This window comes from Kribbella sp. NPDC056345, assembly GCF_042262745.1.
In the GTDB taxonomy this organism is placed as follows: Bacteria; Actinomycetota; Actinomycetes; order Propionibacteriales; family Kribbellaceae; genus Kribbella.
Map to the genome: position 1 here is coordinate 127,075 of NZ_JBHJQQ010000009.1, position 12,444 is coordinate 139,518.

Below are 12,444 nucleotides of genomic sequence, written 5' to 3' on the forward strand. Positions count from 1 at the left end.
TGCCTCAGCCGATGCTAGGTGGCAGCACCACGGCCTGCACCTGTCGGATTCGACAAGTGATCGGGCGTGATTGGTCCAGGCTGACGAACAGTCCCGCTGAGGCTCGATCCGTCCGGCGGATCGGGAACATCCCGGCAGGACTTACCCTTGAGAGTGTTATGACCTCTTTGCGCCCTCGTGCGGTCTACCTCGATCACGCTGCGACGACTCCGATGCTGCCCGCGGCAATCGAGGCGATGGCTGCGCACCTGGGGCGCACCGGGAACGCATCGTCGCTGCACGGCGCCGGCCGGGCGGCCCGCCGTACGGTCGAGGAGTCGCGGGAGACGATCGCTGCCGCACTGGGGGCGCAGCCGAGCGAGGTGGTCTTCACCTCCGGCGGGACCGAGGCGGACAACCTGGCCCTCAAGGGACTGTGGTGGGCACGCCTGGCCGAGGACCCGCGCCGCCGCCGGATCCTGCTGAGCGGGATCGAGCACCACGCCGTCCTGGACCCAGCGGTCTGGCTGGCTGAGCACGAGGGTGCGCAGATCGAGTGGCTGCCGGTCGACGACCTCGGCCGGGTCCGGCCGGACGACGTACGGCGGGCTATCGAGTCCGCGCCGGAGACGGTGTCCTTCGTCACGGTGATGATGGCCAACAACGAGGTCGGCACGCTCCAGCCCATCCAGGAGGTCGCGGCGCTGGCCGCGGAGTGGGGCATCCCCGTGCACACCGACGCCGTCCAGGCGATCGGGCAGGTGCCGGTGGACTTCGCTGCGCTGGGTGTCGACGCACTGACCGTCTCCGCGCACAAGCTGGGCGGCCCGTACGGCGTGGGCGCGCTGGTGGTGCACAAGGAGACCAAGCTGACCCCTGTGCAGCACGGTGGCGGCCAGGAACGCGACGTACGCTCCGGCACGCTGGATGCGCCGGCCATCGCCGGGTTCGCAGTCGCCGTGGAGCACTCGATCAAGGACCAGCCGCTGGAGTCCGCCCGGTTGACCGGGCTGCGGGACACGCTGATCAAGGGCGTCCTGGAGACTGTCGACGGCGCGCAACTGTCGGGTGACCCCGTCGGTCGCTTGCCAGGTAACGCACACTTGTCGTTCAGCGGCTGTGAGGGCGACTCGCTGTTGTTGTTGCTCGACGCCCGCGGGATCGAGGTCTCCACCGGTTCCGCCTGCAACGCCGGGGTCGCGGAGCCGAGCCACGTGCTGCTGGCGATGGGGTACGACGACCAGCGTGCGCGCGGGTCGCTGCGCTTCACCTTGGGACACACGTCGAGTCAGGCCGACATCGACGCCGTACTGGAGAACATCGGACCGGTAGTGGAGCGGGCGCAGTCCGCCGGTCTGCAGAACGTGGGAAGGAACACCTGATGCGGGTACTCGCAGCCATGTCCGGCGGAGTGGACTCCGCCGTCGCGGCGGCGCGGATGGCCGAAGCCGGGCACGACGTCGTCGGAGTGCACCTGGCACTGAGCCGCAACCCGCAGTCGTACCGGACCGGTGCGCGGGGGTGCTGCACCATCGAGGACTCCCGGGACGCACGCCGTGCCGCGGACGTGATCGGTATCCCCTTCTACGTCTGGGACCTGGCCGAGCGGTTCCACGCCGACGTGGTCGAGGACTTCGTCGCCGAGTACGCCGCCGGCCGCACACCGAACCCCTGTCTGCGCTGCAACGAGAAGGTCAAGTTCAGCGCTGTCCTGGAGCGGGCGCTCGCACTGGACTTCGACGCGGTGGTGACCGGCCACTACGCGCGCATCGTCGATACTCCGGACGGTCGTGAGCTGCACCGCGCCGTGGACCCGGCCAAGGACCAGTCCTACGTGCTGGGCGTGCTCACTCAGCAGCAGCTGGCCCATGCGTTCTTCCCACTCGGTGACACGGTCAAGACCGAGATCCGCGAGGAGGCCACCCGCCGCGGGTTGGCGGTGGCGGACAAGCCGGACAGTCACGACATCTGCTTCATTGCCGACGGCAACACCGCGGGCTTCCTCAGCAAGCACCTGGGGGAGGCGCCGGGGGACATCGTCGACGCGCAGGGCAACAAGCTCGGCGACCACAGCGGCACGCACGGATTCACCGTCGGCCAGCGCAAGGGTCTCCGGATCGGTACGCCGGCCGCGGACGGCAAGCCGCGGTTCGTTCTCGACATCAGCCCGGTGGACCGCACGGTCACGGTGGGTTCACGTGAAGAGCTCGCAGTGACTGGGTTGACCGCGTCGAAGCCGCGCTGGTGCGGCCCGATGCCGACGTCCGAGCTGCAGGTGACCGCGCAGCTGCGTGCCCACGGCGAGGAGATCGCAGTGACCGCGCGTCTTGAAGGAGACCAGGTCCTGGTCGACTTCACCGAGCCGGCCTCCGCAGTGGCCCCCGGCCAGGCAGTGGTCCTGTACGACGGCACCCGCGTCATCGGCTCCGCCACCATCGACACGGTCAACCGCGTCGCGGCCCAGCACGCGTGACCACGACGGGCCTCGGTTCGCTGCCGGGCGACGACATACGCGAGTGGACCAAGGTCCTGCTCGAAGCGGTCGACATCCCGTTTTTGCCAGAGCTCCCGGCACGCCCGTACGGCGACATGCTGAGCCGGGCGATCGCTCTGGTGACTGAGCTCGCTGCGGACCTGCAGCCGGCCGGGTGGCGGCTGACCGGGGGAGGTGACGCGACTGCGAGTCTGGACCAGCGCAGGGCGCGTGCACTGCTGCGGGAAGACCTGGACGTGCTGGAGGAGTACGCGGACGGCTACGTGGGTCCGCTGAAGGTTCAGGTCACCGGTCCGTGGACGCTGGCCGCGACAGTGGAGCGACCGCGCGGTGACAAGGTGCTGGCCGACCACGGTGCACGGCGTGATCTCGCACAGGCGTTGGCGTACGGCGTTGAGCTGCATCTGGCTGAGATTCGCAAACGCCGGCCCGGTGCGGACGTCGTACTGCAGGTGGACGAGCCGGCGCTACCCGCCGTACTGGCTGGAGCCATCCCGACCGCATCTGGTTGGGGGAAGCACAGGTCCATCGACGGTCCGGGTGCTGTCGAGCTGCTGAGCCTCTTCACCAGCGCAGCGCCCACCGTGGTGCACTGCTGCGCGGCCCGGCCGCCGATCGAGGTTTTCACCAAGTCCGGTGCCACCGGGATCGCCGTCGACATCTCGCTCCTCAATTCACCCGGCTGGGAGCAGCTCGGCATCGCCGTCGAGGCCGGCTCGACGATCTACGCCGGCCTGGTCCCAACCACCGGCCCCCTCCCGAACCAGGAGCAGGCCGCAGCCCCCTTGATCCGCCGCTGGCGCGAACTAGGCCTAGACCCGGAACTCATGAAAAAGGTAGTAATCACCCCCGCCTGCGGCCTAGCAGCCTCTCCATCCCCCCAAGACGCTCGGGCCCGCCTAGCCCTCCTCCGCAAAATAGTCGACGCAGTAGGCGAAGCCGCCAACGCCTGACCCCGGCTGGCCCTGCCCCATTTGGTGGGTGGACCCATCAAATGGGGAGTGGGGACGAGGGGTGTTGTCGGTGGGCGGCGGTAGGTTTTGGTTATGAGCGAGGAGATTGCGGGGGCGCCGGCTGAGGTGTTGGAGCGGCATGCTGCGTTGAGCAAGGAGATCGAGGACCACCGGGCGAGGTACTACCTGGGCAGCTCGGTCATCTCCGATGCGGACTTCGATGCGCTGATGCACGAGCTGCAGGCGATCGAGGAGCAGTACACCGAGCTCCGGACGCCGGACTCGCCGACGCAGAAGGTCGGGGCGCCGATCTCGACGTTGTTCGCGCCGATCCGGCATCCGATGCGGATGGAGAGTCTGGGCAACGCGTTCTCGGCCGAGCAGATGGAGGCCTGGGCGAAGCGGCTCGAGCGTGAGGTGACCGTCCAGCAGATCCACGACTCGGGGTTCCTCTGCGAGCTGAAGGTCGACGGGCTCGCCCTCGATCTGGTCTACGAGCACGGCCGGCTGGTCAGCGGCGGCACCCGCGGTGACGGGCGGACCGGTGAGGACGTCACGCCGAACGTGCGGACGATCACGAGCATCCCGGAGCAGTTGCAGGGTGACGACGTCCCGGCGTTCCTGGAGGTTCGTGGCGAGGTCTACTTCCGGGTCGAGGACTTCACCGAGCTGAACGCGCAGCTGGCCGAGGCCGGCAAGGATGTCTTCTCCAACCCGCGCAACAGCGCGGCCGGGTCACTGCGGCAGAAGGATCCGCGGGTGTCGGCCAGCCGGCCGCTGCGGTTCGTCGTGCACGGCCTGGGCAAGGTCGAGGGCTACCGGCTCGGGCGGCTCTCCTCGGCGTACGAGCAGTTGAAGGCGTGGGGGCTGCCGGTCAGCGATCGCGCCCGCCGGGTCGAGACGCTGGCCGAGGTCAATGAGTTCATCGCGTACTACGGCGAGAACCGGCACTCGGTCGACCACGAGATCGACGGGGTCGTGGTGAAGGTCGACGAGATCGACCTGCAACGGGCGCTCGGGTCGACCTCGAGCGCACCGCGCTGGGCGATCGCGTACAAGTACCCGCCCGAGGAGGTCACCACCAAGCTGCTGCGCATCGAGGTGAACGTCGGCCGCACCGGCCGCGTCACGCCGTACGGCGTCATGGAGCCGGTCCGCGTGGCCGGGTCGACGGTGGAGTTCGCGACCCTGCACAACGCCAAGGAGGTCGAGCGGAAGGGCGTCGTACCGGGCGACACCGTGGTGCTGCGGAAGGCCGGCGACGTGATCCCCGAGATCCTCGGACCGGTGATCGAGCTGCGCCCGGACGACGCCGAGCCCTGGGTGATGCCGACCACCTGCCCGTCGTGTGGGACCGAGCTGCGGCCGATGAAGGAGGGCGACATCGACATCCGTTGCCCCAACTCGCGATCGTGCCCGGCGCAGCTGCGGGAGCGGCTGTTCCACCTGGCCGGAAGGGCCGCGTTCGACATCGAGGTGCTCGGCTTCAAGGCGGCCGACGCGCTGATCGGCGACGACCTCATCGTCGACGAGGGTGACCTCTTCACGTTGACCGCGGACGAGCTTGTCCGCAGCTCCTTCTTCACCACCAAGGCCGGCGCACTCTCCGCGAACGCACAGAAGCTGCTGACGAATCTCGAACAGGCCAAAACCCAGCCACTGGCCCGGGGGCTGGTCGCGCTGTCGATCCGGCACGTCGGCCCGACCGCCGCTCAGGCGCTGGCCGCGGTGTACGACGACATCGACGGTGTCCGGGCCGCGAGCGAGGCGGAGCTGGCCGAGATCGAGGGGGTCGGGCCGACCATCGCCCACGCGGTGATCGAGTGGTTCGCGGTGGACTGGCACCAGGCGATCGTGGACAAATGGAAGGCCGCGGGCGTCGTGATGCGGCAGGAGCGGACCGGGCCGACCGTCGAGCAGACGCTGACCGGTCTGTCGGTCGTGGTCACCGGGACGGTCGAGGGGTTCAGCCGCGACGAGGCGACCGAGGCGATCGTGTCCCGTGGTGGCAAGGTGGCCGGGTCGGTGTCGAAGAAGACGTCGTTCGTCGTGGTCGGCGATTCGCCGGGATCGAAGTACGACAAGGCGGTTCAGCTCGGCGTACCGATCCTGGACGCGGCCGGATTCCGGGTGCTGCTGGAGGAAGGCGCCGAGGCTGCGGCGGCGGTCGCGAGCACCCCGGAACCAGGCTAGTTCTGAACAAGCTTCCGAATCACGGGATCCGGCGCGAGAGCTGAGCCGTCGGACTGTTAGTTTTGCACGTCCATGCATGGGTCAAAGGAGCGAATATGACGACGCCGCCACAGGGACCGTGGGGTTCCGGGCAGCCGGGGGGCCAGCCGGGCGGGCAGCAGGGGGGCCAAGGAGGTCAGGGTGGCTGGGGTCAACAGCCTCCTGCCCAGGGTGGTGGCGGTTGGGGGCAGAACCCGCAGCAACCGCAGAACCCGCAGCAGCCGCAGCAGGGCCAGCCTCCGCAGCAGGGTGGTGGCGGATGGGGACAGCAGCCTGGCCGGCCGCAGCCCGGTCAGCCGGAGCAGCCCGCGCAGCAGGGTCAGCCTGAGCAGGAACAGCCTGCCCAGGGCTGGGGCCAGCGCACGCCGCAGGGCGAGCAGAAGCCTTACCAGCAGCAGGCCTGGGGACAGCAGGGCAGCCAGCAGGGCGGCTGGCACCAGCAGCAGGGTGGCCAGCCCGGCCAGCAGCCGTGGCAGCAGGGCGCGGGCTCCGGTGGTTCCAACGGTCCGGGCGGTTTCGGCAAGGACAAGATGCCGCTGGTGATCGGTGGTGGCGTGGTCGGCATTCTGCTGATCGGCCTGATCATCGTGCTGGTCGTGCGCGGCCTCGGCGGCGACGACAACAAGACCGCCGACCCGGGCCCGAACCCGACCTCCAGCTCGACCGACGGTGGTGGACAGACCGGGAACGCGTCCGGTCAGGCCGAGGGCGCGACGCAGAAGCTCCAGGGCATCGGCTTCCAGTGCAGTGATCTGTTCAACAACGACGCCGGTGCGCACCGCGGCTGCTTCAAGTACGAAGGCCCGGCCCAGGTCGACGCGATCTTCCAGTTCACCAAGGACGGGTCGATCATCAGCGTCGAGCTGACCTCACGCGACGACGACAACCGCAACAACGCCGCGGTCAACTTCGATGCCGCGCTGCAGGCGCTCGGCAACGACACCTTCGGTGGCAGCGAGGTGAAGAAGATCCAGGACGCGGTGAAGACCGGTCAGAAGTCGGACCGGGTCGGCACCTCGTGGGGCGAGTTCCGGCTGAGCAACGACAGCTCCGTGACCCTGGCCGGGCGGAAGTCCGGTGAGGAGTCGATGAAGGTGCCGGAGAAGACGTGGCAGACCACGGAGGCGCAGCTGAAGAGCGCGCTGACGGCGAAGGGCTACGACTGCAAGGTGATGTGCTCCAAGAAGGTCGGCGACTACGGTTCGCAGCGCATCTTCGGGTACGGCTCCTCCAGCGGTGGCGTGAAGCGGCTCGAGATCAGCGTCTCCGGGCGCAAGGACGCCGCGGAGGCTGCCTGGCCGACGGTCGTGGGCGACGCGTTCGGCGCGCTCAAGGGCCCGGACGCGGCGGCGCTGAAGGAATTCGTCGGCAAGCACAACGACGGCAAGCCGGCCGCGGCGTACATCGGTGGCTGGCGGGTCGAGGTCAGGAACAACGACCGGGACGAGTTCTTGTCCCGGACGATTAACATCGATGCCGAGTCGTACTACGTCTGAGCTGATCGGCGGAGATCTGATGAAGCTGCCCCGGGAGAAGCGGGTCGAGCAGGCGGTGGTGGCCCCACCGCCTGAGGCGGCCCAGCGGGTCGAGGGGGGTGGGCCTTGGGGCCCCACCCAGTTCGACCTCCCGGAGCGCAGCGGCAGCAACAGCCAGACGATCCTGATCGTCTCGCTGGTCGGCGTGCTGGTGCTGCTCGTGCTCGCGGGGCTCTGGACCTTCACCTACTTCCAGCTGGGATAGCTGGGAGTAGATGACCCAAGAGGCTCAGGCAGTGGCGCGAATGGTGACTGCGAGTGAGGCGAGGTAGCTCAGCCGAGCGACCTCCGAGCCGAGGAACTCCGGCCCGCCACGGCGGCCGACCACGATGATCCGGCGGTCGGACTCCAGCGGCGCCGCGACCAGCACGGACTCGGACAGTCCCTTGTGGTCCGGCGCGTCCAGGGTGGTGGCCTTCTCCAGCGGCAGCCAGGCCGCCGCCACGTCACCGAACTCCGGAGTGGCGCTGGTCTCCAGCGCGACCTTCACCTCGGCACCCGTCCCGTCCAGCAGCACGGCCCAGTCGGCGTGCAGGACGGCGGGGGTCTGCTCGATCAGCAGGTCGATCGCGTCCGCCGGGGCGGAGGTCATCTGCTCGACGGCTTCGAGGTCCATGTGCAGTCCGCCGCCGGCGCCGTACCGGGAGAACCAGATCACTTCGACGTCTTCCACGCTGTTACAGGCCGAGACCAGCCGGTCCGGCAGGACGCCGGGGGGCAGGTCGACCACGATGTCGTCGACCGCGGTGCCGTTCTCGCGGCGGTGCTCGACGATCTCGATCGCGTGGATGTCGGCACTCACCTCACCGAGGGCGGTGGCCACCGTGCCGAGCGAACCGGGCCGGTCCGGGATGATCAATCGCAGCAGGAACACCGAACGATCATCTCCCAGCCGATCACCTTGCGCGTAACGCCCTGTCGCCGCCCATGTTACAGAGCGGAACCCGCAACACGCCCGGGCCCCGGAGAAGCGTCAACGGGGACGAGGAAATAAACCTGTCACAGCTGCCCCCTAAGATGGCCCCGGTAACACACAAAGGCTTTGTGTGTTATCTCCAGCAACTGCAGACACATTGGATCGGTTCATGCCATCGATTACCCGCGAAGAGGTTGCGCACCTGGCGCGACTGGCGCGGATCGAGCTCAGCGATTCCGAGCTCGATCACCTCGCGCCACAGCTCGACCAGATCATCACCCTGGTCGGGCAGGTCAGCCAGGTCGCGGCGGACGACATTCCGCCGACCTCGCACGCCCTGCCGCTGACGAACGTGATGCGCGAGGACGAGAACGTCCCGTGCCTCACCCCGGAGCAGGCGCTGTCCGGCGCCCCGGCAGCCGAGGCGCAGCGATTCCGGGTGCCGCGGATCCTGGAGGAGGACTGAGATGAGTGACCTCACCAGGAAGACCGCCGTTGAGCTGTCGGAGCTGATGGCGTCGAAGCAGGCCAGTTCGGTCGAGGTGACGCAGGCGCATCTGGACCGGATCGGTGCCGTCGATGGCAGCGTGAAGGCGTTCCTGCACGTCGACACAGAGGGTGCACTCGCCCAGGCCGCGGCCGTGGACGCCAGGCGTGCGGCCGGCGAAGAGCTCGGTCCGCTGGCCGGTGTCCCGCTGGCGCTCAAGGACGTGCTCACCCAGGAGGGCGTGCCGACCACCGCCGGCTCGAAGATCCTCGAGGGCTGGAAGCCGCCGTACGACTCGACCGTGGTGAATCGGCTGAAGGCGGCCGGCATCGTCATCCTCGGCAAGACGAACATGGACGAGTTCGCGATGGGCTCGTCGACCGAGAACTCGGCGTACGGGACCACGCACAACCCGTGGGACCTCGGCCGGATCCCCGGTGGTTCGGGCGGCGGTTCGTCCGCGGCCATCTCGGCGTACGAGGCACCCCTCGCGATCGGCACCGACACCGGCGGCTCGATCCGGCAGCCGGGTGCGTTCACCGGGACGGTCGGTGTCAAGCCGACGTACGGCGGGACCTCGCGGTACGGGTTGATCGCGCTGGCGTCGTCACTCGACACCCCGGGGCCGTGTGCCCGGACGACGCTGGATGCGGCGCTGCTGCACGAGGCGATCGCCGGGTGGGACCCGATGGACTCCACCTCGATCAACCAGGACGTGCCGCCGGTGGTCGCGGCCGCGCGCAACGGTGACGTCTCCGGTCTGCGGATCGGCGTGGTCAAGGAGCTCGGCGGCGAGGGGTACCAGCCCGGTGTCGAGGCTCGCTTCCACGAGGCGGTCGAGCTGCTGACCAAGCTGGGTGCCGAGGTCGTCGAGGTCTCGTGCCCGCACTTCCAGTACGCACTGCCGGCGTACTACCTGATCCTGCCGAGCGAGGCCTCGTCCAACCTGGCCAAGTTCGACGCGATGCGGTACGGGTTGCGCGTCGGCGACGACGGCACGAACAGCGCCGAGAAGGTGACGAGCCTGACCCGCGAGGCCGGGTTCGGCGACGAGGTCAAGCGGCGCATCATCCTCGGGACGCACGCGCTGTCGAGCGGTTACTACGACGCGTACTACGGCCAGGCGCAGAAGGTCCGGACGCTGATCGCCCAGGACTTCACCAAGGCCTACGAGCAGGTCGACGTCCTGGTCTCGCCGGCCACACCGACGACCGCGTTCGCGATCGGTGACCGGATCGACGACCCGATCGCCATGTACAAGAACGACCTCTGCACGATCCCGTCCAACCTGGCCGGTAACGCGGCCGCGTCGTTCCCGTGCGGCCTGGCCGACGAGGACGGCCTGCCGGTCGGCTTCCACGTGATGGCCCCGGTGATGCGCGACGACCTGCTGTACACGGTCGGTGCCGCGCTCGAGTCCGCGCTGGCCGAGCAGTGGGGCGGCGTACTGATGACGAAGGCTCCGGAGCTGGAGGTGACCCGATGACCGCGGATGTTGTTGCCATTGACGATGCCCTCGCGCAGTACGACCCGGTGATGGGTCTCGAGGTCCACGTCGAGCTGAACACCAAGTCGAAGATGTTCTGCGGCTGCCCGACCGAGTTCGGTGCCCCGCCGAACACGCAGACCTGTCCGGTCTGCCTCGGTCTGCCGGGCGCGCTGCCGGTGGTGAACCGGCGCGGTGTCGAGTCCGCGATCAAGATCGGCCTCGCGCTGAACTGCGAGATCGCCGAGTGGTGCCGGTTCGCCCGGAAGAACTACTTCTACCCGGACATGCCGAAGAACTTCCAGACCTCGCAGTACGACGAGCCGATCGCCTTCAACGGGTGGACCGAGGTCGTGGTCGACGGGGAGACGTACCGGATCGAGATCGAGCGCGCCCACATGGAGGAGGACACCGGCAAGTCCACCCATGTCGGTGGCGCGACCGGCCGGATCCAGGGCGCGTCGCACTCGCTGGTCGACTACAACCGGGCCGGTATCCCGCTGATCGAGATCGTCACCAAGACGATCGAGGTCCCACCGGCCAAGGCGGCCGCGGTCGCTCGTGCGTTCGTGAGCCAGCTGCGCGATCTGCTGCTCGCGCTGGACGTCTCCGACGTCCGGATGGACCAGGGCTCGCTGCGGTGTGACGCCAACGTCTCGCTGAAGCCTTCCGGTACTACGGCTCTGGGGACGCGGACCGAGACCAAGAACGTGAACTCGTTCCGCTCGGTCGAGCGCGCGATCACCTACGAGATCACCCGGCAGGCCGCCGTACTGAACGCCGGCGGCAAGATCCTGCAGGAGACGCGGCACTGGCACGAGGACACCGGGATCACCACCTCGGGCCGGGAGAAGTCGGACGCCGACGACTACCGCTACTTCCCCGAGCCGGACCTGGTCCCGGTCGCGCCGTCGCGCGAATGGGTCGAGGAGCTGCGGGCGACCCTGCCCGAGGCACCCTCGCTGCGCCGCGTCCGGCTGCAGACCGAGTGGGGTTTCACCGACCTCGAAATGCGCGATGTCATCAACAGCGGTGCGTTGGAGTCGATCGTTGCGACGATCGACCTCGGAGTCGCTGCTGCTGCCGCCAAGAAGTGGTGGCTGGGTGAGCTGGCCCGTTTCGCCAACGAGTCCGGTACCGACCTGGACGCGCTGCCGGTCGGTCCGGCCGAGGTCGCCCAGGTCCAGAAGCTCGTCGACGAGGGCACCCTCAACGACAAGCTGGCCCGCCAGGTCTTCGAAGGCCTGCTGGCCGGCGAAGGCACCCCGGCCGCGGTCATCGAGAAGCGCGGCCTGGCCCTGGTCTCCGACGACGGCCCCTTGCTGGAAGCCATCGACCGAGCCATCGCCGCCAACCCGGGCGTCGTGGAGAAGGTCAACTCCGGCAAGCCCGCAGCAGCCGGCGCCCTCATCGGCGCCGTCATGAAGGACATGCGCGGCCAAGCCGACGCCGCCAAGGTCCGCGAACTCCTGAACGCCAAACTAGGCATCTAGTCCGACTGGTGGTGGGGCTTGCACCCCACCACCAGTCGGCTGCCTGTCTGCCCGGAACCGTTCCCGGAGGCGGGCGACGTCCACCTCCGGTAGTTGTGCCTCGATCACGTCGTAGGTTTCCTCGACCAACTGCCGGAGTACGTCGGCAGCTTCCACCGGGGGAGCGCTGAAGACGAGCCGCAACCGCCGTGCCAGCTCAGCCGGCGCATGGACGAGCTCAGTCTCCATCGCGTCCAAGCGTTTGAACGCCAGGACGTGACCGCTGTAGCGACCGTTGACCGCATGTAGCACGGTCAGCAGCTGGTTGGTCATGCGGAGGAGTTCGCGCGCCAGCAAGACCGGGTTGTCCCGCTCGATCAGCATCTGGCATCGCCAGAACTTGTCGATCGGCCCGTGCTGCTCGACGATCGCGATCGACAGGCCGCGCGGGTACGTCGCCGCCCGCCGCTGCCAGTGGTGGACCAACTCCGGCCGCGGCCCGGCGATCTCCCGCCCGTCAACAAGCCCGTTGAGCAGCATCAGGCCAGCTGGGTCGGGCACATGTGCTTCCAGCACTCGGTCGAGCGTTTCCTCGACCTTGCTCGACAGTGCGTGTTCGACGTCGACCGCTAATCCGTCGAGCGACAGATAGTCGTACCAGGGGGACTGGCTGTCCTCCGGCGTCCCTGGGCGAACGCTTGGGGCCACCAGGCGCTCGGTCGTGGTCGGGGGCCGGGCCCAGAACACGCCGACCTCGACATCCGACCACCGATCCGCATCACCCCGAGCAGTGGATCCGCCGAGCATGACCGCGTCGACCCCGGGCGTTCCGGCGTACGCGGCCAGCACGGGGGCGACCGCCGTACGGCGGAACTCGGAGTGATCCACGC

11 protein-coding genes are annotated in these 12,444 nt (G+C 68.6%); 9 read left to right on the forward strand and 2 right to left on the reverse strand.

The window, feature by feature from the left end; genetic code table 11:
* Window positions 1-158: 158 nt before the first annotated feature.
* The 6 genes from ACFCV3_RS29585 to ACFCV3_RS29610 all read left to right on the forward strand — a co-directional run bounded on the left by ACFCV3_RS29585 (window position 159) and on the right by ACFCV3_RS29610 (window position 7,398).
* Window positions 159-1,361, forward strand: coding sequence for a cysteine desulfurase family protein (locus tag ACFCV3_RS29585; protein WP_376035357.1), 1,203 nt, complete (start codon window positions 159-161; stop codon window positions 1,359-1,361).
* Window positions 1,361-2,452, forward strand: a complete 1,092-nt coding sequence (mnmA, locus tag ACFCV3_RS29590) for a tRNA 2-thiouridine(34) synthase MnmA (protein ID WP_376035359.1) — start codon at window positions 1,361-1,363, stop codon at window positions 2,450-2,452. The genes ACFCV3_RS29585 and mnmA overlap by 1 nt, the downstream gene beginning before the upstream one ends.
* A complete protein-coding gene (locus tag ACFCV3_RS29595) occupies window positions 2,449-3,426 on the forward strand; it encodes a methionine synthase vitamin-B12 independent (protein WP_376035361.1) in 978 nt (325 codons plus the stop codon). Before mnmA ends, ACFCV3_RS29595 begins: the two co-directional genes overlap by 4 nt.
* A gap of 93 nt (window positions 3,427-3,519) precedes the next feature.
* A complete protein-coding gene (gene ligA, locus ACFCV3_RS29600; RefSeq protein WP_376035363.1) occupies window positions 3,520-5,619 on the forward strand; it encodes an NAD-dependent DNA ligase LigA in 2,100 nt (699 codons plus the stop codon).
* Window positions 5,620-5,714: 95 nt separating this feature from the next.
* Complete coding sequence (locus ACFCV3_RS29605) at window positions 5,715-7,154, forward strand: hypothetical protein (protein ID WP_376035365.1); 1,440 nt, start codon at window positions 5,715-5,717, stop codon at window positions 7,152-7,154.
* Between the two features lie 19 nt (window positions 7,155-7,173).
* The gene (locus tag ACFCV3_RS29610) at window positions 7,174-7,398 is read left to right on the forward strand and encodes a hypothetical protein (protein ID WP_376035366.1); all 225 of its coding nucleotides are present in this window, start codon (window positions 7,174-7,176) and stop codon (window positions 7,396-7,398) included.
* 24 nt (window positions 7,399-7,422) lie between these two features.
* Here ACFCV3_RS29610 and ACFCV3_RS29615 read toward each other — a convergent pair whose 3' ends face one another.
* The gene (locus tag ACFCV3_RS29615; protein ID WP_376035368.1) at window positions 7,423-8,067 is read right to left on the reverse strand and encodes an amino acid-binding protein; all 645 of its coding nucleotides are present in this window, start codon (window positions 8,065-8,067) and stop codon (window positions 7,423-7,425) included.
* 211 nt (window positions 8,068-8,278) lie between these two features.
* Here ACFCV3_RS29615 and gatC point away from each other — a divergent pair, with 211 nt between their 5' ends.
* The 3 genes from gatC to gatB are packed head-to-tail and all read left to right on the forward strand — an operon-like array spanning window position 8,279 to window position 11,575.
* On the forward strand, window positions 8,279-8,575 hold the full coding sequence (gene gatC, locus ACFCV3_RS29620; RefSeq protein ID WP_376035370.1) for an Asp-tRNA(Asn)/Glu-tRNA(Gln) amidotransferase subunit GatC: 297 nt from the start codon (window positions 8,279-8,281) through the stop codon (window positions 8,573-8,575).
* A 1-nt stretch (window position 8,576) separates the two neighbouring features.
* Window positions 8,577-10,082, forward strand: a complete 1,506-nt coding sequence (gatA, locus tag ACFCV3_RS29625) for an Asp-tRNA(Asn)/Glu-tRNA(Gln) amidotransferase subunit GatA (RefSeq protein WP_376035372.1) — start codon at window positions 8,577-8,579, stop codon at window positions 10,080-10,082.
* Complete coding sequence (gatB, locus tag ACFCV3_RS29630; RefSeq protein ID WP_376035374.1) at window positions 10,079-11,575, forward strand: Asp-tRNA(Asn)/Glu-tRNA(Gln) amidotransferase subunit GatB; 1,497 nt, start codon at window positions 10,079-10,081, stop codon at window positions 11,573-11,575. Before gatA ends, gatB begins: the two co-directional genes overlap by 4 nt.
* Here the strand turns inward: gatB and ACFCV3_RS29635 are convergent.
* A complete protein-coding gene (locus ACFCV3_RS29635) occupies window positions 11,564-12,442 on the reverse strand; it encodes a hypothetical protein (RefSeq protein WP_376035376.1) in 879 nt (292 codons plus the stop codon). The two genes, gatB and ACFCV3_RS29635, sit on opposite strands and share 12 nt — an antisense overlap.
* Window positions 12,443-12,444: the final 2 nt, after the last annotated feature.

Excerpts from the sequence above, each read along its gene's own strand:
- ligA (WP_376035363.1), top strand. The coding sequence starts at position 3,520 with ATGAGCGAGGAGATTGCGGGGGCGCCGGCTGAGGTGTTGGAGCGGCAT.
- mnmA (WP_376035359.1), top strand. The coding sequence starts at position 1,361 with ATGCGGGTACTCGCAGCCATGTCCGGCGGAGTGGACTCCGCCGTCGCG.
- ACFCV3_RS29610 (WP_376035366.1), top strand. The coding sequence starts at position 7,174 with ATGAAGCTGCCCCGGGAGAAGCGGGTCGAGCAGGCGGTGGTGGCCCCA.
- ACFCV3_RS29585 (WP_376035357.1), top strand. The coding sequence starts at position 159 with ATGACCTCTTTGCGCCCTCGTGCGGTCTACCTCGATCACGCTGCGACG.
- gatB (WP_376035374.1), top strand. The coding sequence starts at position 10,079 with ATGACCGCGGATGTTGTTGCCATTGACGATGCCCTCGCGCAGTACGAC.
- ACFCV3_RS29605 (WP_376035365.1), top strand. The coding sequence starts at position 5,715 with ATGACGACGCCGCCACAGGGACCGTGGGGTTCCGGGCAGCCGGGGGGC.
- gatC (WP_376035370.1), top strand. The coding sequence starts at position 8,279 with ATGCCATCGATTACCCGCGAAGAGGTTGCGCACCTGGCGCGACTGGCG.
- gatA (WP_376035372.1), top strand. The coding sequence starts at position 8,577 with ATGAGTGACCTCACCAGGAAGACCGCCGTTGAGCTGTCGGAGCTGATG.